Consider the following 22,274-nt stretch of genomic DNA (forward strand, 5'->3'; position numbering starts at 1 on the left):
AGCATCGGGAAAGTTTACTGTTCTTGCGCGTGCTCAACGAATATCTGAGCCTGAAGTTGCTCACGCATATAGGCAGAAAAATATTCAGGATTATTTATCAGTAGACGCTCTCCGGATGCGATATTTTCAGCCCATCCGAGCAATTTTTCCGTAAACCCGGCATTCCACTCCTCCTGCTCACCACTACATCTGCTGCACTTACAAGCACACCTTTTTTAGCTCCACGCATTTTTTTGAGATCCCGGCCAGATTGAGACGTCATTACCGTACTGCGCCTTTAATTTGTAGGCGATCAGCGAATTCAGCGTGTTACCTTGTGACTGCATTTTCTACGAATAGAAAGCGATGCTCAGGCGTTTACTCATTGTTCACCTGCCACACTCATCCAGGAGTAGAAAATGAACGCTAATGCTTTTTCTCGTCGTCATGCCCCCTTTATGGTTTTTCCTCTGCTGCTATTTTGCCTGCAAACGCCACAAGTGCTGGCGATGGGCAATAATGATAGCAATAGCAAAACGCCTGACTGCCCGTCCGGGCAGGTTTATGACAGTGTCAGCAAGCAGTGTGTGCCTGAAAAGTCCGGTCGTCTGAGCGATGAGGATAAAACGAATTATGCTTATCACCTGGCGAAAAAAGGCGAGTATCAGGCCGCGTTAAACCTGCTGGATACGCTCAAAAATGGCAATACGGCGGAAGCCTGGAACTATCGCGGCTACGCCACGCGTAAACTTGGCCGCACGGATGAAGGCATTGGCTATTATCAGCGCTCGCTGGCGCTTGAACCCAACTATGCTAAAGCACGGGAATATCTCGGCGAGGCCTGGATGGTGAAGGGGCGTGCGGATCTGGCAAAAGAGCAGCTTAAGATGATTGCCGGTATTTGCGGCCAGGAGTGCGAGGAGTATCGCGATCTTCAGGCTGCGATCAACGGTCATCCCGAATCCTGAACATTGAGGGCAAAATCATTACCACCAGCGACGTTCGCCAGCAGCTTGCCGCTCATCTGACGCGTCTTTGGCGTTATGGACTGGTATTGTCGCGCGACCGGGATCTTGCTGAAGAACTGGTTCAGTCCACCTGCGTACGCGCGCTCGAGAGGGGCGCGCAGTACACCTCTGGCACACGCATCGACAGATGGCTGTTCGCCATCTTACATTCCATCTGGATCTCTGAACTGCGCTCGCGGCATGTGCGAATGGGGCAGGGGTTCGTCGCCAGCGAAGAGTTAATCGCCCCGGATTACCGTGAGCAGGATGACGCATGTCTGCATTACCAGACTCTCATGCAGCGGGTAAATGCGCTGCCGGAAGCGCAGCGCAATACGGTATTTTTAGTTTATGTTGAAGGTTTTACCTATCGGGAGGCGGCCGAGACGTTAGCGGTTCCCATTGGCACGATAATGAGCCGACTGGCGGCGGCATGGGCAATGCTTGCTAAACCCGCAGATGCGCAGTCTCCGCAAAGGGAGAAACGTTCATGAAGCATCCTGCGTATAACGACGAGACGATTGTTGCCTGGCTTGACGGAGAGATGAGCCAGGACGCTGCGCGTAAGTTCGAGGCGCAACTGCGCAGTGATGAGCAACTTTCCGAACGTACTGCGGAACTGATGAAAAGCAATCAGGACTTTAAACGCGCGTTTGCCCCCTTGCTTGACGAAGCTCCGCTCGCGCGGATGCAGGAACATCTGGAAAGGCATCTGGATAAAATCCAGGCGCCAGCTTCCGGTATCAGTCGACGCGTGCTGGTGGCTGCATCAATCAGTTTTCTGGTGATGGGGACGGGAGTGGGTTATCTGGCGCGTCCGTTGAACAGTGTACAAAGCGAAAACGAACATATTCGCGATCTTGAGGCGCAATATATGGCGCTTTACAGTGCTGAGACGCTGCTGGATATGGACAGTTCAGCGCCGATTTTGCAACGCGGTCTTGCCCGCGCCGCGCAGGATATCGGGCTGCAACTGCGTGAGCCGCAACTCGAACTGCATGGCGCGGAGCTGAAAATGGTGCGGATGCTGCGTTACGACAAGATGCCTATCGCCCAGATTGCCTGGGTGCATGTCGATTACGGTCCGATGGCGTTGTGCATTTCGCCTCAGGAAGCCAGAAATTCAACGGAGATTACCCGTGAGAAGCGCCATAGCATGAATATTGCCTGGTGGAGTCGATGGGGATATCAGTTTGTCCTGATTGGCCGTAACCCGGAGCCACAACTACTGAAAAGCGCGCGCACGCTGTACGCTGCGCTTTCTGATGATGTCTTTAAAACGCGATAGGGCTGCGTGTTATCCGTGGTCTCTGTACGGTGTTTTCGCGCCCTGTGTTTACCCAAAATCCCTTAATCCGAAGCGTAAAATTGTCTGGCGAAATCCTCCATGGGGATAGGCTTACCGTATAAATACCCCTGTAAAAAAGTCACGTTACGCGCTTTCAGATACGCGGCCTGAACTTCATTTTCGACCCCTTCCGCCACGGTTTGCAGATGTAATCGGGAAGCCAGATCCATGATATTGTCGATGATATGGATTGAGTGCGAATCAATGCCAATGTTGCTAACAAAGCTTTTGTCGATTTTAAGGAAATTAACGTCGAAGCTTTGCAAATACTTCAGGCTGGAATTACCCGTACCGAAATCATCAATGGCGATCATTACCCCCAGTTTGTGCAACTCTCCCACCAGTCTTTCCGTCGCGCCATCAGTGACCAGTAATTCCCGCTCGGTGAGCTCCAGTACCAGCTTAACAGGATTGTCACTGAATGCCTGGATGAAGGTCCGACAGTCCTCTACCAGATTGAAGTCTTTTAATTGGCTGGCGCTGATATTGAACGCGAAGTGGAAATCCTTCGGCAGCAAATGTACCAGCGGTACAAACTGTTTACGTACCTGGGTCATCAGCATCCGGGTCATCGGCATAATGAGGTTACAGCTTTCAGCCAACGGGATGAAACTGTCCGGTGGAATAATGCCGAGTGTGGGGTGTGACCAGCGCATCAAAATCTCGCAACCGATCCAGCGAGTATGTTCTCCTGAGACCACGGGCTGGAAATAGGGAACAAACTCCTGGAGTTCCAGGGCCTGACGCAATTCATGTTCTGGCGTGATAAACCGGCCTGACCAGCGAAACACGCCAAAACCGACAATAGCGGCCAGTAAGAACCAGGCGAAAAGGGTGAAGCGGGAGAACATCCAGAAGTAGTGGGCATAATTCGCAGGGGAAATAACGGTCACTATCCGAAAAGGATAGTGGGTCGAGGCCTGCTCCAGATACCCCGACATGCTGGACGAAAACGGCGTTACCGCAGAGGTTTGCCACTGCTGCTTACCCACGGCCAGGCCCAGCGGTAAATTGATGCTCATGACATTGAGTTCGGAAAGAATATGATCGCCATAAAGCCTGACCACAATGCTGTCATTGTCGATGACCATCCGGTAGATAATCAGCGGCTGTCCTTTCCTGACCCGGGTGTCGCTCATCAGGTAGAGCATCCCGTTGGTATAATTATCAAAACTGATATTTTCTTCATTGTTACCGTACAGGGATGAGCAATAAATTTTGTTTCCCCGAACCAGGTTGACGCTACGCACATCCTGCGAGTAAGCCACCTGCATTCTGAGCTGGAGTTCCACAGGTTCAAGACAGGGATTGCCGAGATTATCTTTTACGGCAAACGCCGCATATTTGGCACTGTCCAGAGTCCCTTCGACCAGCTGCAGGGCATGGGTCATTCGTAGGAGGGTGGTGCGCTTGAGATTGGATGCCGTCTGCCAGAAGGTGCTGATTAGCCCTAACAAGATGCAAAATAAACTGACCAGAATGGCGCGAACCAGTCGGTATTTGAATTGACGCTTCTTTAACAGACCAAACGGCATAACATTGCCTCAATACTTCAGGTTAACCGTATCGTTTTACCATTTTGCCAGCAAAAACAGGTGACAGAATCTGTTATTGCTGAAAAAACATCATCAGTGCGACTATTCAATAGTGCAACTATTCAATGGCAAGAACGCCGCCACGTATACCGACGGTATGTGAAAATGCAGCATATCAGTCATGTCAGCAACGAAAAAAACATGTTTTGTCTTTTAACGGACCGCTCCTTCCTTGAATTTAATGAATAAGGGGGAGCCACTTTGCTCCCCCTTATTCAAACGATAGCGGTACCTGACGGCTTTTATTGTCTGGAATGGTCAAATTAACGTGGTTTTTAGGGGAAGAGAGTGGTGGTCATGATGAAGTGACGCGTTTCAAAAACCACCAGAATAAGGACGATTTAACCGATATCCGGCATTACTTTTTTATCATCGTCTGCGTTTTTTCAACATCCCTCAGACCACCTTCATTCACAACATGGGTATAACCCATTTCTTTGAGCATGACTTCGGCTTTGCTGGAGTTATTGCCCGTATTGCAATACAGATGCAGGGTATCGTCTTTATTCTGAGTGACTTCACTGATGCGGTGGTCTATCTGGGAAAGGGGAATATTCACGGCACCACTGACATGGGTTTCCTGATACTGCGCGGCATCACGAACGTCGATCCAATGCTCAGCCGCGTACAAGGAGGTGGACGCTATCAGCATCGTGCTGGCAAGTAACAGTTTTTTTATCATTCGGGTCTGGTGAACCATCCTAATGGGTTTCCTTATTGTTCAGGTGACATATTGCCATCATATTCAATTGTGACGTCATGACAACTGACGGGGTCGATTCTGAGGATGAAAACATTACAGGAACAAAAAAGAAAAAACATTGCAGGCAGCCGGATTATTTTAAATCACTTTTCTGGGCTGGACTGACCCGAGACGGCAGACATTTTCGGCCCGCCGGACTCACGCCCGCCAAGGGCTGATATATAAAAGGGCGTAAGCATCAGGACAACCTCTTAAATTGATGGCGATTGCTAAAAAATCACATTCCGTACAGCTCCAGTTAGGCATGTGTCATTCAGAATTTATCGATTTTCATATTGCAAGTTGCACCCAAAGCATTGCGTGGTGGTAGGTATTTTGATGTGTTTTTTATCAGTTCAATCACCTGGCATTGTTCATGTACAGGGCCTTAAGCAATACACATTTCTTAAACGACAGAAACGCCCTGCCGAATGAGGCTCAAAAGGCAAGTTTGCGTTTTTAAACCGTTTTGCTTCGAACTCAAAAGCTTCTGGTTGCAGAGCGATGTACGGGTTTGCTTTAGCGCCTGTACATGAGGCCTCAAAGTCAAAAGAGGAAGGAGAGAGGGGACGTGTATTCACCTCTAAAACAGCGAAAGCTTGCGGGTTATCCTCCTGAATTATGGGTATTGCAGACTCATTGTTAATGATAAGTAAATTTCATGGCTAACAAGACACAAAAGAGTAAGGGTCACGTCATTGCACCTGAGCAAGGCAATCTTTACCCCACGATAGAGTTAGGGCAGGTACAGGAATTCCGCTTATTGCACACCTATGTAGACGGCACTATGGAGAGGATCTCAAGGCTACTGGAGCAATTTTTGCGATCCGTTGGCTGTCTTCGGGTTGAGCCGCTTGAGCTGGCGTTTCGTGAATTATCCCCCGCCGAACATGAACAGTGGGTGTGGTGCGCCGCACTCGCGCCGCACGGTGGCCGTGCCAGAAAAATGTTTCGGTTTGGCGTACATCGCTCAGCGGTCACCGCGATGACGGAAACGGCGTTGGGCCTCAAGCCTGGGACGCAGACTGACGTGAACGGCGAGCAACCGCCAAGTGAAACTGAGCGACGTTTTCTGGATCGGATGGGTCAGGCCCTGACCCTGGGGGTCAAAACGGAATACCCCGTTTTGCACGATCTGGACTGGCAGCAGCAACCTACGGACGCCCCGGAAAAAAAAGGGTTATGCCTGACGTTGCGCCTGGTTTTTCAGGAGCAATCCTGGCCGCTGACTCTCCACTGGCACAGGGTGTTTTCCGAACTTCTGGAGAAGGTGACTGACCAGGAGCCGGTGGTATCTCCCATTACCAGCGCGCAACTGGAAGCCGCGTTGCGAAACATTCCGGTTCAGCTCAAGACGACGTTGTTCAGTACCAAACTGACGATGGTCGAGCTGGATCAATTCCTGCGAGGGGAGGTGCTTCCCGTTGCACCGCTGGAGCGGGTGACGCTGGGCTGCGGGAGTTTCTCAATCGGTGTCGGTCAACTCTATGATCGCAATGGGCACCTGGCATTTCAACTGCATGACGTGTCTCAACAGACACCTTAAATACCCTCTGGAGGTTTTGAATGGCTAAAGAATCGAAAATGGATCTGGACATGGCCGGATTAGATGTTGAGGGATTTGACGATCTGTTTGCCAGTGAGGGCGACGCGCTCAACGAGAGTGAACCCGCAGAAAGAGTCGTTGAAAAGCGCCCTTTATCTTTTTTCCATCGCTTACCGGTTACGCTTTCCCTCGAAGTCGCCAGCGTTGAGATCCCGCTGGAAGAGTTGATGACGCTGGCTGAAGGGGCTGTCGTTCAAATGAATAAGCTGAGCCACCAACCTCTGGATGTGAAGGTTAACGGGGTTTTGATCGGTGCCGCCGAAGTGGTCCTCGTCGAGGGGCACTACGGATTACGGATGACCGAGTTGTTTGATGACATCAACTGGTCAAAGCTGGCGTGATGTAATGAAAACAGCGCTCCTCCTGTTGTTCATCCTGGCGCCAGCGTCAGCCTTTGCCAGCGAAGTCCCTCTCCTGACCATTACCGGTAGCGAGGGTCAGCAGGACTTTTCGGTCAAGTTACAGGTCTTGCTGTTGATGACCGTGTTGGGGTTGCTCCCCTCCATGCTGTTGCTGATGACCTGTTTCACCCGGATCATCATTGTGTTGGGGATCCTGCGTCAGGCCATCGGTTTGCAAAGTTCGCCACCGAATCGTCTGCTGATCTCTATCGCACTCAGTATGACGTTGTTGCTGATGAAACCTGTCTGGCAGGATATTTATCAAAATGCGTTCGTCCCCTACGACGAAGACAAGATGACGCTGATGCAGGCGGTATCCAGGGCTGAGCAACCGCTGCGTAAGTTTATGCTGGCGCAGACCAGAAAGACGGATCTGGATCTGATGTTGAGGGTGGCGGGAGAGTCGCGTACGACCTCTGCGCAAGAGGTTAATTTCTTTATTCTGATGCCTGCATTTGTATTGAGCGAATTGAAGACGGCATTTCAGATAGGGTTCATGCTGTTCATTCCGTTTGTGGTCATTGACATGGTGGTGGCCACGGTACTGATGTCGATGGGGATGATGATGCTTTCGCCCATCATCATCTCTTTGCCTATCAAATTGATGGTGTTTGTCCTTGCTGATGGCTGGAGTATGGTGGTCAACACCCTCTCGATGAGCTTTGGGGGGATACAGTGACGCCCGATAACCTGATGGCGATGATGGTGGAGGCGACCTGGACCATCATCATGCTGGTCTGCATCATTGTTCTGCCGGGCATGTTGGTGGGGCTGTTGGTCAGCATTATTCAGGCGGTGACCCAAATCCAGGAGCAGACCCTGAGTTTCCTGCCCCGCTTTGTCGTGACGATGCTGATGATCGTCTTCGCGGGGCAGTGGATGGTCAGACAATTGCTGGAGCTCTTCTCCAGTATCAATCAGTACATTCTTTATTCCCTGCGCTGACCATGCTTGAGATATCTGCTGCGGAATTATTGCAGGCATGGGGGCGTGTCTGGTGGCCATTCTTACGGATAGGTAGCGCCTTTGCCGTTCTGCCGTTGCTGGGATATCCGCTGATCCCCATCCAGGTCCGGATCCTGCTGGCATTTCTGATAGCCGTACTGGCGGCCCCCTTGTTGCCCGCCATGCCCGCTGTCGATCCCCTGTCGCTGAATGCCGTGTTGCTGAGCCTGGAACAGATCTTTCTCGGGGCAATGATGGCGCTATTTCCGGTATGTCTGATTCAGGTGCTGGTCATGGCCGGTGAACTGCTTTCCATGCAGATGGGCCTGAGCATGGCGCGGATGAATGACCCCGTTAATGGCCTTGCCATACCGGTGCTGGGGAGTTTCTTCAGCAATATGGGGTTGTTGCTCTACGCCAGTATGAATGGCCATCTGGTGATGCTGGAAGTGCTGGTCGAGAGTTTCAGCGTCTGGACGGTCGGTTCTGGCCCGTTCAGCGTGGATTCTTCCAGTGTGATCCAGTTGTTTTCCTGGCTGCTGGCGGCGGCCCTGATGTTGTCGTTGCCCGCGATGGTGGCGATGTATCTGGTCAACTTCACCTTTGGGGTGCTCTCAAGGGTTGCGCCATCCCTCAATATCTTTGTTCTGGGTTTTCCGATGGCCCTGTTGTGCGGGTTATTTTGTATTTTGTTGATTATCAGCGGATTACCGGATCGATTCGCCGATTTGGCGCACAGCATATTCCTCAGCGTGCGTCACTACTACGGGGGTGAAGGATGAGTGCGGAAAAAACCGAAAAACCCTCGTCGCACCGGCTTGGCAAAGCCCGCGACAAGGGGCAAATTCCACGTTCCAAAGATTTGGGCATGGCGATCATCCTGATCGTGATTGCGTCCCTGGCGCTGCCTCTTTTTGCCCGGTTGGGTACTTCGTTGAGTCAGATCCTGACCTTTAATCTGTCTCTGACCCGCGATGAGGTGAACGATCCTGCTCAGATGCTCAGCCATCTTGGTCAGAGTCTCATTGAGACACTGCTGGCGCTGTTACCCCTGGCGGGGCTCATTATTGCCGTTGGCGTATTGGCTCACGTCGTGATGGGCGGATGGAATTTTGCATTGGAACCCCTGCTTCCCCAGTTTTCGAGGATAAGTCCAATGAAGGGATTTAAACGGATTTTTGGCGTGCAGTCGTTGGCCGAATTTACCAAGTCGGTACTGAAGATAGTGGTGATTTCCGCCACCATTTTGCTGTACGTCAGGACCGAATCAGACACCATCACCGCCCTCTATTATATCGGGTTGAAGGATTCCGTCAGAATGGGAATGGCCATCCTGATCGATGGCATTTTTTATATGGCGCTGGCGATGTTGGCGATCGGCATTCTGGATGCTCCCTACCAGCAGTGGAACCATCTGCGCGGCCTTCGGATGAGCAAACAGGAGCTGAAGGAGGAGCACAAAAATCTGCAGGGGAACCCGGAAATCAAAGGGCGTATCCGGCGGATCCAGATGTCGATGGCGATGCGTTCAATGCGTCAAACCTTACCGGATGCCGATCTGCTGCTGATTAACCCGACGCACTATGCGGTGGCGATTAAGTACGATCCGGCGCGTTGTGATGCTCCCTTTGTTATTGCCAAGGGGGAAGACTATATGGCGCTACAGATGAGGGCTCTGGCTCAGTCATTGGGCGTGGAGGTCCTGGAGATACCGGCCCTGGCCCGTTCCGTCTATCACACCACCCGTGTGAATCAACAGATCCCCCCCGGCCTTTACGTCATCATGGCGCAACTGCTGCACCATGTGTTGCGTCTGAAGGCCTTTCGTCAGGGAAAGGGCGACCAGCCGGCACCGCTCTCGTCAGTCGAGATCCCTGACTCATTAAGATATTGATGGTGACCCCGTGAAACGTTTGATCCCGCTTTTTTCCGGTACATCGCGCAGTTTTATTGCGATACCGCTGCTTATTCTGTCGCTGATGGCGATGATCGTGCTGCCCTTGCCCGCGTTTTTGCTGGATGGTTTTTTCACCTTCAATATCGTGCTTTCCATCATCGTGTTGCTGGTCGCGTTGTCTGTCCGGCGGCCACTCGACTTTTCGATCTTTCCGACCGTACTGTTGATTGCCACGTTGCTACGTCTGTGTCTGAACGTAGCATCAACCCGCGTGGTGCTGCAGTTTGGCCATGAGTCTCCCGATGCGGCCGGTAAGGTTGTCGAGTCTTTCGGTAAGGTGGTGATTGGCGGCAACTATGTGGTGGGGATGGTGGTGTTCTTCATCCTGATGATCATCAACTTTATTGTCATCACCAAGGGTAGCGAGCGAATCTCGGAAGTGGCTGCCCGATTTACCCTTGACGCTTTACCCGGTAAGCAGATGGCCATTGATGCCGATCTGAATGCCGGGATGATTGATCAGCGCCAGGCCAAGGAACGCCGGGACGAAATAGCCCGAGAAGCCGATTTTTATGGCTCGATGGACGGTGCGTCCAAATTTGTCAAAGGGGATGCGATAGCCGGTCTTTTGATCCTGTTTATCAACCTCTTCGGTGGGGTTGCCATCGGGGTCTTTCAGCATGGACTCAGCTTCTCTGAGGCCATGGGCGTTTATAGCCTGCTCTCCATCGGTGATGGTCTGGTCGCTCAGATTCCTTCGCTGATGCTGGCGGTGTCTGCGGCCATTGTGGTCACCCGCGTCTCTGATTCTGACGAAGATATTACCGTCCAGTTCGGTGCGCAGTTGCTGGCTTCGCCACCGGTTATCATGACCGCTGCCGCCGTGATGTTGGTGATGGGGCTGGTGCCGGGCATGCCGACGCTGGTCTTCTTGTTGTTTGCCGGTATCCTGGGTTATGCCGCCTGGCGAAGTCGAAAACATAAAGCCGAAAAAGTCGCGCCCGCCGATCAGGATCAGATGGAGCGCTTTACCCGCCCCATTGAGAATGAACTGGGGTGGGGGGACATCCCGTATACCGACCTGCTCAGACTGGAGCTGGGTTATCAGCTGATCTACCTCGTTGACCGGGACAAGGGGGCTGAATTACTGCAACGCCTGCGCGGCGTACGTCAGACGCTTTCCGAGCAAGCCGGTTTTCTGCTGCCCGAAGTCCGGGTCAGGGACAATATGGGGCTCAAACCCAACCAGTACGCTATCTATCTCAATGGGGTCAAGGTTGCCGTGGCGGACGTCATGCTGGACAGACTGCTGGCGATAAGCTCCGGTGAATTGCTGGGGGAGATCCCAGGCTATCTGGCCAAAGAACCGGTTTATGGCATGGATGCGGTATGGATCCTGCCTGCCGACAAGGCCAGAGCACTTAACTTAGGCTATTCCGTCGTCGATGTTGCGACCATCATTGGTACTCACATCAGCAAGGTTATCCGCAGCAATATCGGCGTCCTGTTGCAACTCGACGATGTACATCATCTACAGCAGCGACTCAGCCAACTGGCCCCCAAACTGGCCGAGGATCTTAGTGCTAAGTTGACGGCGAACCAGCAGTTGAAGGTCTACCGCAATTTATTAACCGATCAGGTTTCCCTGATGGACGTTCGGACGATCGCTCAGAGCATGGTGGATGGGGCCGAAATCACCAAAGACCCGATGTTACTTGCCGCGGAAGTCCGCTGCGCTCTGCGCCACACGATTCTGCACGGTTTGATTGGTACGACGACGACGGTGCAAGTCTTCACCCTTTCTGACGAACTGGAGAACATTCTGCTCAATGCCGCGACGCAGGCGCAGCGTAACGGTGGCGTACCGGCTGACAGCTTCCCCATTGAACCGCAGTTGCTGGCGCAGTTGCAAAACCGTATGCCCAGTGTGAAGGAGCAGATGTCGCTGCAGGGATGGTCGCCTATCTTGCTGGTGCTACCCCAATTACGTCCTCTGCTCGCCCGTTATGCCCGTACCTTTGCCAAAGGGCTGCACGTTCTGTCATTTAACGAGGTTCCCGATGAACTCCATATCGAAGTCAAAGGGATCCTGGGTTAAGGCGATGCTGGCCGGGGGGCTGTTGATCCTGTCAGCCCCGCTGATGGCGCAGGAAGTTGTTCCCCCCCGACAGGGAGAAGGGACGGCCATGAACTGGCAGTCGCGTCATCCGGACGTGGCGTTATATGAGAGTCTTTACCGCAAAGAAGCGGTCAGGATCCAGGGGCTGATGACGCGCTCAGCCCCATCAATCCGCTTTATCGTCACCCAACTCCAGCGGCGTAAATTACCGCTGGAACTGCTGTTTGTGCCGCTTGTCGAGAGTGGCTACGACCCGTATGCCGAATCGTCGGCGGGGGCTGTCGGCCCCTGGCAATTGATGCCCAAAACGGCGAAACAGTATGGTGTGATCCGCTATGACTGGTACGACGGGCGCAAGGATTTGAGCTCCTCTACTCGTGGGGCGCTCAACTATCTGAGTTATCTGTATAACCTGTTCGAACGTGACTGGTTACTTGCACTGGCGGCCTACAATGCCGGGGAAGGGACGGTTCAGGAGGCCATAACGCAAAACAAAGCGAAGGGCAGACAGACCGATTTTTGGTCCTTATCTTTGCCGGATGAGACCCGACAGTATGTGCCGAGGTTACTGGCGTTGGTGCGATTATACCGCAGCGGGCGTATTCAGTTGCCCGCAGTGCCCGAAGCGTCCCGTCTGGTCGCTCTGCATGTTGAAGATGGCGTCAGTCTGGCGTGGCTTGCCAGAAAACTCGGGCGCACTACGGAAGAGTTGAGTTATTACAATGCGGGGCTGGAAAATGCGGTCGCGCCGAAGGGCAGTCGCATTGCCCTGTTGCTGCCTGCGGGATGGGGGAAACGGGCGCGCCAGGCGCTGGGAACGCGCAGTGACCCACTCCCCCTGACACAAGAAAAAGCGCCGCCCCAGACGGCAAAGCGGCGGGCGCTCCCCGACAAGGATCTGGAGACTCTGGGATGGGGCGTTGGGCTGTGGCAGAAAACGCCGGGGGCGGCGGATCTCTATTCAGTGCGCCAGACAAACGACAACAAGAGCGCTCAGGATAAGGGGGCGAAGAAAGAGACACAGCCGCAGACGCTCTCTCTTCATTGGCGTTCCAGCATTGAACCCCTGAGCCAGTGGAATCGGGTGACGCCGGAGAATCCAGCCAAACCTGAGACGGCGTCGCCCTGAGCCGTCCGGGACTATTTTTTATCGCTGTTGGATGCACCGAGGGTCTCAAAGACCTGGGTAAACTCCGCCGGGGGAGGCTGAGGGGTTTCCTGGGTCAGGTTGCTGATTAGGGTGATCTGTTGTGGGGTGATCCCCAGCAATAACCGTTGGTCTTCCACCTGCACCAGCACCAGTTTCTCTTTCATACCTAACGACAGTACCGACTGGATCCGCATCTCCCCGCCGCTTCGCCAGTTCGCGCGCGCTCTCTTCCTCGCCAGCAGAAAGACCACGGCGCCAATCAGGAGAACGGCAAGGCAGGTGACAAACCAGGGCTTGAAGGCGGTCATATCCTGCTTCAGGGGCGCTGCCAGCGCGGGCAGCGGTAACAGCAACAGACAGAGTAAATACATGATGGAACTCCGAAACCAATGAGGGTGAGTAGGGCATACATCATGAGTAACACGATGTATGCCCTGAGCATGGAGGTGCATGTGCAGCGGTATGCCTGCGATCCTGTTGCGGGGATGTGGCATCAGATGCTGACCTGGGATGCTCATCATGGGCGTGGCTCAGAAGATGCCTTTTGCCCTGACTTTGCGCACTTTTGCCGCCGTCTCCGAGAGATCATGTCGCTGGACCTCTCCGGCAACCTGAGCAGGCAAGGGATGATTCTGTGTCGGGTCGGACTGAACCTGCCCACCAGCCTGCGTCAGTTTTTCGAGCAGAAGTGCCTGCTGTTGTAAAAGCTTGCTCTGTTTCTGTAACTGCTGGACCAGCTTTTTGACCTGGGTTTGCAACTCCTCATGCTGTTCATGTTGACTCGTCGATTCATCCAGAGCGCTGAGCAGAGGGGAGAGTTTATCGGCAATATGGGTGGCCAGTTCGTCCGGCGTGAACTGCCCGGACGGTTCTGTCGCTGGCGCCCCTGGCCCCTCGATGAGTCGGTGTTCCTCCAGACTTTGCTGGAGGAATGCGTTGTTCAGGTTGTGCAATTGCAGATTTCGGGCGAGAAATTTGACCAGACTGGGTTCCAGCAGGCACAGCATCAACCCTGACAGATAGATGTCTTTGTGCAACGACAGTCTGAAGAAATCAAAATTGTCCGTCTCTTTGTTCAGGATTTCCGCGCGCTGATACCAGCGCTGTAATGTCGCCAGCGCCAGGTTATCACTCGCCAACTGCGGGTCCAGCGTGAGGGTGACCTGGACTTCTCTGACTGGATTAGTCATTGCTGGCCTCTGAGGTGACAGGCGTTTCGCTGAAGACTTTATCTTCATCGCTGATGTAGAGGCAGATTTCGCGAGAGAGTGCGAATTGCGACTCCTCAACCAGGATCACGCGTTTGCCCAGAGTGGGATAGCTGGCCTGAATGGTGGGGTAGATAAGGTTTGCGCCACCGCCGACCAGGTAGACTCTGTTGGGGTTACGGGCAAATTTTTTCGCCTCTTCTGCGACAAAGTGTCCCAGCTCCTCAATTTTGCGCTCAAGTTTCTCCAGAATGCGCGGGATTTGGGACTCATCGTTAATCACTTCACGCACAAAAACATCATCGTGGCGGTGTTTGATCAGTTCGTTTGCCACCAGATAGCTGGAGTCGCTGTCGGCGGCGGCCAGTGCGGTGCGGGCGGCATCGGTGATCAGAGAGACACCGAGCGCGCGGTTGCCGTAGACCTCGGAAACCTCGTCAAATTCGCCGACGATCAACCCCATATCCAGTGTTGTTCCGCCACAGTCGATGACCAGCGTTTTGGTGTACGGGTTCACTCCCGAATTCACCAGTCGGGTAAGGATGGCGGGCAGACTCTCGGGCATCACATCCACGCTGACGATGCTGAACAACTCCCCTTTATTCAGACTGATGGGGCGCATCAGGTTCTGTTTTTTGCGCTCAATGTTCGCTTCGTTACGCTGGCAGTCATCTTGCTGATAGTACTCGGTGATGGGCAGCGTCACGGTGATTGCGACATCACAGGGCGGAAGACCGGTCTGTAGCAGGGCGTGATGCACTGCCAGCAGGTTCAGGTCGCCATACTGATAGTCGATGTGGGTGGTGGAGAGGGACTTCTCTGACGTCGGATCGTAGGTGTATTTGTTGATCCCGATTTCGTAGTTGTAGACCATCTTGCCTTTGAGCAGGGCGGCGCTCTTCCAGTCTTTGCGAAAGGAATTGGGCGAGATGATACTTTTTAGGGTCTTGTTAGCAATCCAGCTGACCTTGACGTTGGTCGAACCGTCGTCGATGGCGATCTTCAGGGGTTTACGCATAGTTGTGTGTCTCAATAGGGTTCAAAAAGGGAGGATGGTTTTGCGGCTCAGCGCTTATCCCGCGCATCGAGCCGTACCTGGTTGAGCGCCAGTTCATCCAGGATCTTTTGTTCTTGCCGTTGGGTTTCAAAGGACTGGCGGATCCGCTGTCGTTCCAGAATTATCTCGCTGCTTTTTCTGGCGACGAAAGCATCCAGCACGACTTTCTTCTGTTGCGCGATGGAGAGCTTGAGCGCGACCTTTTCCTCGTGCTGCTTATCAATAAGGTCGCCCAACTGGCGGTGCATGATATTGCGATTATGCAGGGCGAAGGCTGAACCGTAGGTGGGCAGTCGCGACATCTCACGGCGATATTGCCCGAGGACGTCGAGGGAGCGCTGGAGTTCGGCGCTGCGCGTCTCCAGCGTCGTCAACGCCTTGCTCTCATTATCCAGCTTGTGGCTCTGCAGTCGGTGCAATGTCCTTAAGGATTTCATCGTTTATCTTCCTCCATTAGCGCCTGGAGCAACGTCTGGGTTTGTTGCAGGTTTACCCCCTGTTGAGCAGGTTGCTGTAAATACTCCAGCATCTGCGGGAACAGGGTCACGGCGTGGTCCATTTCCTCATCGTGACCCGCCTGATAACCGCCCAGCGGGATCAGTTCGCGCACCTGCTGATACAGGCTGTAATAACGGCGAAACCGTTGGATTTGATGGACCTGTGCGGTAGAGCAGATCAACGGTATAACGCGACTGGCCGACGCGGCGACATCAATGGCTGGATAAATTCCCTGTTCGGCGATGTCACGGCGTAGAACAATGTGACCGTCGAGGATAGCCCGTGCAGCGTCTGCGATCGGATCGTTGTGGTCATCCCCTTCGACCAGCACCGTGTAGATGGCGCTGAGGCTGCCTTCCGGGTGATATCCGTTGCCTGCCCGCTCCACCAGTTGCGGCAGTTGGGTGAAGACGGAAGGGGGATAACCTTTCGTGGCGGGAGGTTCACCCAATGACAGGGCGATTTCGCGCTGGGCGATGGCATAACGGGTCAGGGAGTCCATCAACAGCAACACGTGCTTGCCCTGATCCCGAAAGCTTTCGGCAATCCGGTGACAGACCTGAGAGGCTCTGAGTCTGAGCAGGGGAGAAACATCGGCGGGAGCGACCACGACAACCGCCTTACGGCGTCCTTCTTCCCCCAGCGTATGTTGCAGGAATTCGGCAACTTCGCGTCCGCGTTCCCCAATCAGGCCGACCACGACCACGTCGGCATCGGTATAACGGGTCATCATACTGAGCAACACGCTCTTGCCCACGCCGCTGCCAGCAAACAGTCCGATACGTTGGCCGCGACCCAGCGGTAATATGCCGTTGATGGCCTTCACGCCAACATCCAGAGGGGCTGTGATGGGCTGGCGCGAGAGCGGATTCAGCGGCGGCTGATGCAAAGAGATGCGTTCACCCGTCAGTGGACCAAGACCGTCCAGAGGGCGGCCCAGACCATCCAGTATGCGACCGAGCAGCGCAGGCCCGACCACCAGTTCGCTGTCATCTTGTAGCGGTGAGACGCGGGCGCCGGGGAACAGGCCGGTAACCTGTTCGACGGGCATCAGAAACGTGCGCTCCTGATTAAAACCCACCACTTCCGTCTCGATCCAGGTGCTATTCCCGGTTTCAACGAGCGCGCGTTGACCAATGGAAAGGGGGCACCCTGTCACCTCCAGCAGCAGGCCAGTGACGCGCACCAGCCGCCCATAAATCTGGGCGGGAGGAACCCGATACGCTTCCTTTTCCAGTTGATTAAGCAACGTTTTCAGGGCGCGCATTGGGTTAAGCTTTTAAGTCTTCGTCGCTGAACTTGTCTGCGGGCAGCGAAAGCGAAGAGAAGGTCTCTTGCAGGCTCCAGGGCAAGTTAGGCGGCGTGATCGTTGATGATATCGTCTGGCTGTCCGCCGCGATGGCGGGCGTCTCCAGCGTATTCAGTTCAGGGGTATCGGTCAGTTGACGACGCAACTGATCGACACACTGATCGATGCGTGCATCCAGGTGGCTTTCCGCTTCCGCTAAACCCGTCTGAATATGGAAACTGCCGGAGGAAAGCAGGGGATCGGGTTGCAGATCCCAGCGTTCCAGGGCCTCCGGGGCAAATGTCTTAAGCAGCGTGTGGGTGCCAGGATCCAGGCGGATGGAAATCGCGCCCTGTGGCTTAGGTAACATCGCCAAAGTCTCTTCGATAAGCCCAAGGATCTGCGTCGGATTGAGCGCGAGTTCGGCGCGCAGTACCTGTCGGCAGATCTGTGAAATCAGGCGGCAGAGCGTTTCCCTTTGCCCGCTCAGTGTTTCTTGCAGTGTGGTCTCAAGGGAGAGATAGAGTTGACCGACCTGATGAAACATGTCATCCAGTTTAGGTTTGATCTCTTCCTGCGCTTGCTGGCTCCCGGCTTCTCGCCCTTCCTGCATTCCCACCTGAAATCCACGCTCCTGGCCCAGAGGATGACCTTGCTCCAGCCCCTGACGCAGCCCTTCAGCAAAACCCGCATCGCGACCCTCTTCCATCAGCGCCTGATATTTGGCCGCGATCTGTTGTGGAGAAGCATACGGTTGCTCCTCCGGCTGGGGCTCCTGCTGGGATAAGGGTGGAAAATGGTAACGATGGACACTGCGTGGGGGTCCGTCTTTTTTGCTATGCAGTGGCATGGGTTACTCCAACACTTTCTCTTCAAAGAGGCGAAACTCAAAGGGTTCGCCTCCTTCTGCATTTTCATTGTCTGCGATGAGCTCACGCACCTTAGCCATGATCTCCGCTTCCGCGCCTCTGACCACACTGGCGGGGAGGCCGCCCATGACCTGCATTTGCTCCTGAATCGCATTGGCCTGGCGTTTCGGCAGGCAGCGCAATATTGCCTGACGCAGGGAGGGCGACGCCCCTTTGAACGCTCTGGCCCAAACCTCTGGTTCCACTTCCTGGCAGAGTCGGACGATAGTGGCCTCTGGCTGGCGCTCCAGAATGGAGAACCGATACATACTGTTCTCAATTTCTTCGGCCAGTCCCTGGTCATGTTCGCGCACGGTCTCAAGCAATTTGGCGCTATTTCCTGGGTAACGGGAAATCAGGCCCGCCGCTTGTTCGACACCGCTCACCGATGTTTGAACGCCCTGCTGGACCATGGTCAGGCACTGCTGAATGATTTTCTCCAGCTCCGCCACCATGTTTTGGTTGATTTCCCGCAGGTTAGCCATGTTCAGAATCAACCGGTCATGCTGCGCCTGCGGCAGAAACTTCATGACCTCGGCAGAAACGTCCTGCGGCAACAGCGCGAGGAAGGTTGCCTGCAACGGCAGCATTTCATGTTGCAAATTAGCGGCGATCAGGGTGGGGGAAATCCACTGTAACTGATGCATGGTTTCCCGAATCTGTTCTCCGTAAACGTCGTTGATCACCCCTTTCGCCAGTTCTGGCCCCAGGGCGACATCGAGCGTTTTCTCAAGAAAGCCACGGGAGGCGCGAGAGATACCGCTCAGTTCGCGATAGTCGACGAACATCCGCTGCAATGCCATGTCCAGATGCTGGTTCTTGACATGTCCTACTTCTGCCATCGCCCGGACGATATCCTGGACATGTTCCCGACTCAGGCTGCGCAGAATGTTGCCAGCCTGGTGCTCGCTCAGTGTTAACAGCAGCAGACCTGCCTGTTCGGCACTTTTGAGCGGTTGTTGCTCGTACTCTTCATTCATGGCGGGTAATCACCTGCTATTCATCCACTGTTCTAATACTTCGGCGACGCGTTTGGGGTCATGGTCCGCCAGCAACTGCAAGTGGGCCAATTTTTCCCGCAAAGGCGAATTCGTGTCAGGCAGTTCATTTAAGCGAACTTTGTCAAACGCCAGGTTGCGGTTGTGCTTTCTGAAATATTCGCTCTCTTCGCTTTCTCGCTTGTCGGACGTCACCCGCGTGGCAGACGCGTTATCGTCGCCATTCGCCGGGGAACGTTGGATCAGGTGCTGCATCAACTTGCGGATGACAAAGAAGATGAGACACAGACCGAGAATGGTGGCGACCAGATAACGGGCGTAGATCAGCAACACCGGCTCCTGCCACCATGCGCTATCCAGCGCAGGATTGATGCCATCTTCCGAGAACGGGAACACATTCAGGCTGAGCTGATCGCCCCGCGCCTGATCAAAGCCCACCGCATCCAGCGCCATCTGACGGATATTGCTCAGTTGCTCAGCACTCCAGCCTTTTTCCGGCGAAACGGTCTGATTCAGTACCACGGAGACACTGAGATTATTCAGACGCCCCTGCTGATATTTGGTGTGAGTGATCGTACGTCCCACATCATAGCGACGCTGCTGCTCATCTTTCTCATTCACCAGACGTTCGGCCGTGGCGGGGGGCGTTTGCGCCTGATTACCCTGTTGCAGTGGGTCTGTGACCGGCGGACGGTTGCTCAGGGCTCCGGGGATACCGCTCAGTTGGCCTCCCTGCGAGGAGTCTTTCTGCAAACGCTCTTCGCGTACGATAGGACTCTTGTCGAGAGATTCCCGGGTCTCTTCCACGCTGTCGAAAATCAAGTGTGCCGTGACCTGCACCTTATAGTTGTTGGCGCCAAGCACCGGTTGCAGCATCTCACTGACGCGACGTTCATAACTGCGCTCGACCTGCTTTTGATAGTCGAGCTGATGGACGGTCAACTGGGTTCCGGAAAGTTCATCGTTGAGATCCTGTGTCAGCAGATTTCCATACTGATCGACCACAGAGATGTTTTCGGTGGTGAGATTGGAGACGCTACCTTTGACCAGGTTCACGATAGCGAGCACTTGCCCTGGCTCCATTCGGGTGGTCGCAGGGGAAAGCTCAAGCATCACGGAGGCAGAAGGTCGCTCCTCATTGCCACGCAGGAAGATCATTTTGTCCGGGATAGCCAGATGGACCCTGGCAAAATCAATGCCCTGCATGCCCATGATGGTACGCGCCAGTTCCCCTTCCAGCCCACGACGGTAACGGGCATTTTCAACGAACTGACTGGTTCCAAGCGTTGACTCTTGCTCCAGCGATTCCAGTCCCACCGGCAGTTTGGCTTGTACGCCTTTAGCCGCCAGCAACATACGCGCCTGTGACAAGTTATCTTCTTCAACCAGCACCTGTCCCGTCGTTTCCAGCAGACGATACGAAATGTGCTCCTGATCGAGAATAGCCATGATTTGAGCACTGTCGAAGCGCTCTTGCTGACCATAGAGGGGCCGATAATTTCCCTGGGAAGACCAGAGAAACAGTACGATGAGTACCGCTATCAGGCAGGTCAACATGCCCAATAGCATAAACTGCGGAACTTTACTCCGTAATGTGGTGATGGCGGGCAGCGGTTTGCTGATATTTTCCCAAATCGTTTTGAATTTTTGCCTCATTGGTTACTCACTACGTCCCCGGCCTTACAAAGGCATCTTCATGACTTCGTCATAGGCCGTCATCAGTTTGTTGCGGACCTGAGTGAGGGCCGAAAAACTGAGACTGGCTTTCTGACTGGCGATCATGGCACCCGTCAGATCGTCGCTGGCGCCGGTTTCGATTTGCGTCGCCAGATTGGCCGCTTGTTGCTGGTGGCTGTCCACCCCATTTAGAGCTGCATGAAAGACACTCTCAAAAGACGTGTTTTGTGTGTTGTTTTGCTGGTGAGAGGCCATCAGCGGTTGCTGGGCAGCGGTTTGCATCGTCGTCATACGCTGCATCATTGCCTGCTGTGTGTCATTTATCGTGTTCATAGTGTGGCCAAATAATAAAAAACGGGTCACGCATCATCAGTGATGATGCCTCTTTGCCGCATCTCGGCGAGTTTGTACCGCAGCGCTCTGGGGGTGATGCCAAGGGCTTTGGCCGTCATACTCCGATGTCCGCGGCAATGGCGTAGCGTGTCTAAAATGTGTTGGAACTCACCGTGTTTGCGGCTCTCCTGTAGGGAGGCCGAAGGGGTGAGTTCAACCTGTGTTTGTGGGGCAGCAACAATAATTTCCTGCGTGGGTGGAACAGACGGTAAATCGAAATCAGCGGCGAGCAGCACCGTACTGCGGCACATCACCAGCGCACGTTGTACGCGGTTCTCCAGTTCCCGAATATTGCCCGGCCAGTTATGCGCTAATAAGGCTTTCTGAGCACACGGGCTTAATTTAATGGCGGGCGCAAAAGCCTGATCCCCGTGTTTTTGCACGAAGTGGGAGATCAATCGTTCCAGTTCTTCCCGGCGTTGGCGCAGGGGGGGAATGACGAGCGGCAATATATCCAGACGATAGAGAAGATCCTCGCGAAAACGCCCCTGACTCACCGCTTCCCGCAGATTCTGGTTGGTCGCCGTGATCAGTCGGACATTAAGTGGAATGACCTTATTGCTTCCCAGACGTTCGACTTCCCACTCCTGCAACACGCGCAGCAGTTTCGCCTGCAAAGGGGGCGGCATTTCTGCAATCTCATCCAGAAACAGGGTGCCGTTGTTGGCCAGCTCAAACTTACCGGCTTGCCCGCTGTAAGCGCCGGTGAACGCCCCTTTAACATAACCAAACAGGATCGCTTCCAGCATGTTCTCGGGGATCGCGGCGCAATTGACGGCGACGAAGGGACCCTCTTTCCGGCTGGAGTTGGTGTGGATAAATTGGGCCAACATCTCCTTGCCCGTTCCCGTTTCCCCTCTGATGAGTACGGGGGCTTCGGCCAGGGCAACCCGATGCGCCATCGTCAACAGACGGCGGGAGGCTGGCGAACTCATGATCATGCCGCGGGTTTGCAGCGAGTTGGCATTGAGCAGGCTGGTTATCTGTTGCGTCAGTTGCTGGAGACTAAAGGGATAGAGCAAATAATCACTGACGCCGTTGCCTAACGCGGTGCTGGCCCATTCGGCTTGATCCATAGGGCTAATCAATAGGATAGGTACGGCATGCAACTGGCGAATAAAGCTAAGGGCCTGCACCTGAGAAAGACCCCGACCCAGAATGACCAGACTCGGGAGAGTGGCGCTGAGAGTGGCGATGTCCTGCAAACCTGGCTGCCAGACAACGCGACGAGCATATTCTTCACTCAGATGAGTGAGAATTTCGTCTGCGCACACTTTATCTGATTCAAGCAGCAAGATCATTGAACGAATACATACCTGTTATGAGCGAATAAAACGTCAGTGACGAGACGGGATCACAATAGAATTTATGGGAAATTAAAGCAGAGTTAACTTAACTGAAGCTGTACATACGACAGACATGACGCCTTTCGCAGGAACTTACCTGAACTAATCTGTG

The 22,274-nt window shown here is 54.0% G+C and carries 23 protein-coding genes and 1 pseudogene; 11 read left to right on the top strand and 13 right to left on the bottom strand.

Going from position 1 to position 22,274, the window contains the following annotated elements:
- Window positions 1-14: 14 nt before the first annotated feature.
- Window positions 15-182 (bottom strand): annotated as a pseudogene (locus tag CJP72_RS14200) (DUF1889 family protein); the annotation flags it as partial.
- A 216-nt stretch (window positions 183-398) separates the two neighbouring features.
- Here CJP72_RS14200 and CJP72_RS14205 point away from each other — a divergent pair.
- Genes CJP72_RS14205 through CJP72_RS14215 form a run of 3 tightly spaced genes read left to right on the top strand, consistent with a single transcriptional unit; the run spans window position 399 to window position 2,274 of the window.
- A complete protein-coding gene (locus CJP72_RS14205) occupies window positions 399-947 on the top strand; it encodes a tetratricopeptide repeat protein (protein ID WP_162382010.1) in 549 nt (182 codons plus the stop codon).
- A gap of 2 nt (window positions 948-949) precedes the next feature.
- Complete coding sequence (locus CJP72_RS14210) at window positions 950-1,480, top strand: sigma-70 family RNA polymerase sigma factor (protein WP_162382060.1); 531 nt, start codon at window positions 950-952, stop codon at window positions 1,478-1,480.
- Window positions 1,477-2,274, top strand: a complete 798-nt coding sequence (locus CJP72_RS14215; protein WP_162382011.1) for an anti-sigma factor family protein — start codon at window positions 1,477-1,479, stop codon at window positions 2,272-2,274. The genes CJP72_RS14210 and CJP72_RS14215 overlap by 4 nt, the downstream gene beginning before the upstream one ends.
- A gap of 62 nt (window positions 2,275-2,336) precedes the next feature.
- On the opposite strand, the gene CJP72_RS14220 is transcribed toward CJP72_RS14215, so the two are convergent.
- Together CJP72_RS14220 and pspE are read right to left on the bottom strand one after the other, a co-directional pair.
- Window positions 2,337-3,869, bottom strand: coding sequence for an EAL domain-containing protein (locus CJP72_RS14220; protein ID WP_162382012.1), 1,533 nt, complete (start codon window positions 3,867-3,869; stop codon window positions 2,337-2,339).
- A 418-nt stretch (window positions 3,870-4,287) separates the two neighbouring features.
- Window positions 4,288-4,611 (bottom strand): thiosulfate sulfurtransferase PspE, encoded by a 324-nt coding sequence (gene pspE / locus CJP72_RS14225; RefSeq protein WP_238340079.1) that lies wholly within the window; start codon window positions 4,609-4,611, stop codon window positions 4,288-4,290.
- A gap of 721 nt (window positions 4,612-5,332) precedes the next feature.
- Between pspE and CJP72_RS14230 the strand changes: the two genes are divergently transcribed.
- The 8 genes from CJP72_RS14230 to CJP72_RS14265 all read left to right on the top strand — a co-directional run bounded on the left by CJP72_RS14230 (window position 5,333) and on the right by CJP72_RS14265 (window position 12,768).
- Window positions 5,333-6,217 carry a FliM/FliN family flagellar motor switch protein gene (locus CJP72_RS14230; protein WP_162382014.1) on the top strand — a complete coding sequence of 295 codons (885 nt, stop codon included), beginning with the start codon at window positions 5,333-5,335 and terminating at the stop codon, window positions 6,215-6,217.
- 20 nt (window positions 6,218-6,237) lie between these two features.
- Entirely contained in the window at window positions 6,238-6,618 is a 381-nt protein-coding gene (locus CJP72_RS14235) for a FliM/FliN family flagellar motor switch protein (RefSeq protein WP_162382015.1), read from the top strand.
- Window positions 6,619-6,622: 4 nt separating this feature from the next.
- Window positions 6,623-7,357 carry a flagellar type III secretion system pore protein FliP gene (fliP, locus tag CJP72_RS14240; RefSeq protein WP_162382016.1) on the top strand — a complete coding sequence of 245 codons (735 nt, stop codon included), beginning with the start codon at window positions 6,623-6,625 and terminating at the stop codon, window positions 7,355-7,357.
- Window positions 7,358-7,371: 14 nt separating this feature from the next.
- Entirely contained in the window at window positions 7,372-7,623 is a 252-nt protein-coding gene (locus CJP72_RS14245) for a flagellar biosynthetic protein FliQ (RefSeq protein ID WP_193568730.1), read from the top strand.
- 2 nt (window positions 7,624-7,625) lie between these two features.
- Window positions 7,626-8,405, top strand: a complete 780-nt coding sequence (gene fliR / locus CJP72_RS14250) for a flagellar biosynthetic protein FliR (protein WP_162382018.1) — start codon at window positions 7,626-7,628, stop codon at window positions 8,403-8,405.
- Window positions 8,402-9,517 (top strand): flagellar biosynthesis protein FlhB, encoded by a 1,116-nt coding sequence (gene flhB, locus CJP72_RS14255; RefSeq protein ID WP_162382019.1) that lies wholly within the window; start codon window positions 8,402-8,404, stop codon window positions 9,515-9,517. Before fliR ends, flhB begins: the two co-directional genes overlap by 4 nt.
- 85 nt (window positions 9,518-9,602) lie before the next feature.
- On the top strand, window positions 9,603-11,618 hold the full coding sequence (locus tag CJP72_RS14260) for a flagellar biosynthesis protein FlhA (RefSeq protein ID WP_238340080.1): 2,016 nt from the start codon (window positions 9,603-9,605) through the stop codon (window positions 11,616-11,618).
- Entirely contained in the window at window positions 11,581-12,768 is a 1,188-nt protein-coding gene (locus CJP72_RS14265; protein ID WP_162382021.1) for a transglycosylase SLT domain-containing protein, read from the top strand. Before CJP72_RS14260 ends, CJP72_RS14265 begins: the two co-directional genes overlap by 38 nt.
- Before the next feature lie 11 nt (window positions 12,769-12,779).
- Here CJP72_RS14265 and fliO read toward each other — a convergent pair whose 3' ends face one another.
- The 10 genes from fliO to CJP72_RS14315 all read right to left on the bottom strand — a co-directional run bounded on the left by fliO (window position 12,780) and on the right by CJP72_RS14315 (window position 22,117).
- The gene (fliO, locus tag CJP72_RS14270; RefSeq protein WP_162382022.1) at window positions 12,780-13,160 is read right to left on the bottom strand and encodes a flagellar biosynthetic protein FliO; all 381 of its coding nucleotides are present in this window, start codon (window positions 13,158-13,160) and stop codon (window positions 12,780-12,782) included.
- 159 nt (window positions 13,161-13,319) lie between these two features.
- Entirely contained in the window at window positions 13,320-13,979 is a 660-nt protein-coding gene (locus tag CJP72_RS14275) for a hypothetical protein (RefSeq protein WP_162382023.1), read from the bottom strand.
- Entirely contained in the window at window positions 13,972-15,015 is a 1,044-nt protein-coding gene (gene parM, locus CJP72_RS14280; RefSeq protein ID WP_162382024.1) for a plasmid segregation protein ParM domain-containing protein, read from the bottom strand. The genes CJP72_RS14275 and parM overlap by 8 nt, the downstream gene beginning before the upstream one ends.
- Before the next feature lie 47 nt (window positions 15,016-15,062).
- The gene (locus tag CJP72_RS14285; protein ID WP_162382025.1) at window positions 15,063-15,491 is read right to left on the bottom strand and encodes a flagellar FliJ family protein; all 429 of its coding nucleotides are present in this window, start codon (window positions 15,489-15,491) and stop codon (window positions 15,063-15,065) included.
- Window positions 15,488-16,819: a FliI/YscN family ATPase gene (locus tag CJP72_RS14290; protein WP_162382026.1), complete on the bottom strand. Its 1,332-nt coding sequence runs from the start codon at window positions 16,817-16,819 to the stop codon at window positions 15,488-15,490. The genes CJP72_RS14285 and CJP72_RS14290 overlap by 4 nt, the downstream gene beginning before the upstream one ends.
- Window positions 16,820-16,823: 4 nt before the next feature.
- Window positions 16,824-17,690: a FliH/SctL family protein gene (locus CJP72_RS14295; RefSeq protein ID WP_162382027.1), complete on the bottom strand. Its 867-nt coding sequence runs from the start codon at window positions 17,688-17,690 to the stop codon at window positions 16,824-16,826.
- Window positions 17,691-17,693: 3 nt separating this feature from the next.
- On the bottom strand, window positions 17,694-18,728 hold the full coding sequence (locus tag CJP72_RS14300; RefSeq protein WP_162382028.1) for a FliG C-terminal domain-containing protein: 1,035 nt from the start codon (window positions 18,726-18,728) through the stop codon (window positions 17,694-17,696).
- A 9-nt stretch (window positions 18,729-18,737) separates the two neighbouring features.
- Complete coding sequence (gene fliF, locus CJP72_RS14305; RefSeq protein WP_162382029.1) at window positions 18,738-20,402, bottom strand: flagellar basal-body MS-ring/collar protein FliF; 1,665 nt, start codon at window positions 20,400-20,402, stop codon at window positions 18,738-18,740.
- A gap of 24 nt (window positions 20,403-20,426) precedes the next feature.
- The gene (fliE, locus tag CJP72_RS14310; RefSeq protein WP_162382030.1) at window positions 20,427-20,756 is read right to left on the bottom strand and encodes a flagellar hook-basal body complex protein FliE; all 330 of its coding nucleotides are present in this window, start codon (window positions 20,754-20,756) and stop codon (window positions 20,427-20,429) included.
- Between the two features lie 26 nt (window positions 20,757-20,782).
- The gene (locus tag CJP72_RS14315) at window positions 20,783-22,117 is read right to left on the bottom strand and encodes a sigma-54-dependent transcriptional regulator (protein ID WP_162382031.1); all 1,335 of its coding nucleotides are present in this window, start codon (window positions 22,115-22,117) and stop codon (window positions 20,783-20,785) included.
- Window positions 22,118-22,274: the final 157 nt, after the last annotated feature.

The sequence above is a fragment of the Citrobacter sp. NCU1 genome (genome assembly GCF_010231475.1).
GTDB lineage: Bacteria > Pseudomonadota > Gammaproteobacteria > Enterobacterales > Enterobacteriaceae > Citrobacter_D.

Excerpts from the sequence above, each read along its gene's own strand:
- fliO (WP_162382022.1), bottom strand. The coding sequence starts at position 13,160 with ATGTATTTACTCTGTCTGTTGCTGTTACCGCTGCCCGCGCTGGCAGCG.
- flhB (WP_162382019.1), top strand. The coding sequence starts at position 8,402 with ATGAGTGCGGAAAAAACCGAAAAACCCTCGTCGCACCGGCTTGGCAAA.
- fliE (WP_162382030.1), bottom strand. The coding sequence starts at position 20,756 with ATGAACACGATAAATGACACACAGCAGGCAATGATGCAGCGTATGACG.
- CJP72_RS14290 (WP_162382026.1), bottom strand. The coding sequence starts at position 16,819 with ATGCGCGCCCTGAAAACGTTGCTTAATCAACTGGAAAAGGAAGCGTAT.
- parM (WP_162382024.1), bottom strand. The coding sequence starts at position 15,015 with ATGCGTAAACCCCTGAAGATCGCCATCGACGACGGTTCGACCAACGTC.
- fliP (WP_162382016.1), top strand. The coding sequence starts at position 6,623 with ATGAAAACAGCGCTCCTCCTGTTGTTCATCCTGGCGCCAGCGTCAGCC.
- CJP72_RS14260 (WP_238340080.1), top strand. The coding sequence starts at position 9,603 with ATGGCGATGATCGTGCTGCCCTTGCCCGCGTTTTTGCTGGATGGTTTT.
- CJP72_RS14235 (WP_162382015.1), top strand. The coding sequence starts at position 6,238 with ATGGCTAAAGAATCGAAAATGGATCTGGACATGGCCGGATTAGATGTT.
- fliF (WP_162382029.1), bottom strand. The coding sequence starts at position 20,402 with ATGAGGCAAAAATTCAAAACGATTTGGGAAAATATCAGCAAACCGCTG.
- CJP72_RS14215 (WP_162382011.1), top strand. The coding sequence starts at position 1,477 with ATGAAGCATCCTGCGTATAACGACGAGACGATTGTTGCCTGGCTTGAC.
- CJP72_RS14315 (WP_162382031.1), bottom strand. The coding sequence starts at position 22,117 with ATGATCTTGCTGCTTGAATCAGATAAAGTGTGCGCAGACGAAATTCTC.
- CJP72_RS14275 (WP_162382023.1), bottom strand. The coding sequence starts at position 13,979 with ATGACTAATCCAGTCAGAGAAGTCCAGGTCACCCTCACGCTGGACCCG.
- pspE (WP_238340079.1), bottom strand. The coding sequence starts at position 4,611 with ATGATAAAAAAACTGTTACTTGCCAGCACGATGCTGATAGCGTCCACC.
- fliR (WP_162382018.1), top strand. The coding sequence starts at position 7,626 with ATGCTTGAGATATCTGCTGCGGAATTATTGCAGGCATGGGGGCGTGTC.
- CJP72_RS14245 (WP_193568730.1), top strand. The coding sequence starts at position 7,372 with ATGGCGATGATGGTGGAGGCGACCTGGACCATCATCATGCTGGTCTGC.
- CJP72_RS14295 (WP_162382027.1), bottom strand. The coding sequence starts at position 17,690 with ATGCCACTGCATAGCAAAAAAGACGGACCCCCACGCAGTGTCCATCGT.
- CJP72_RS14265 (WP_162382021.1), top strand. The coding sequence starts at position 11,581 with ATGAACTCCATATCGAAGTCAAAGGGATCCTGGGTTAAGGCGATGCTG.
- CJP72_RS14300 (WP_162382028.1), bottom strand. The coding sequence starts at position 18,728 with ATGAATGAAGAGTACGAGCAACAACCGCTCAAAAGTGCCGAACAGGCA.
- CJP72_RS14230 (WP_162382014.1), top strand. The coding sequence starts at position 5,333 with ATGGCTAACAAGACACAAAAGAGTAAGGGTCACGTCATTGCACCTGAG.
- CJP72_RS14285 (WP_162382025.1), bottom strand. The coding sequence starts at position 15,491 with ATGAAATCCTTAAGGACATTGCACCGACTGCAGAGCCACAAGCTGGAT.
- CJP72_RS14205 (WP_162382010.1), top strand. The coding sequence starts at position 399 with ATGAACGCTAATGCTTTTTCTCGTCGTCATGCCCCCTTTATGGTTTTT.
- CJP72_RS14220 (WP_162382012.1), bottom strand. The coding sequence starts at position 3,869 with ATGCCGTTTGGTCTGTTAAAGAAGCGTCAATTCAAATACCGACTGGTT.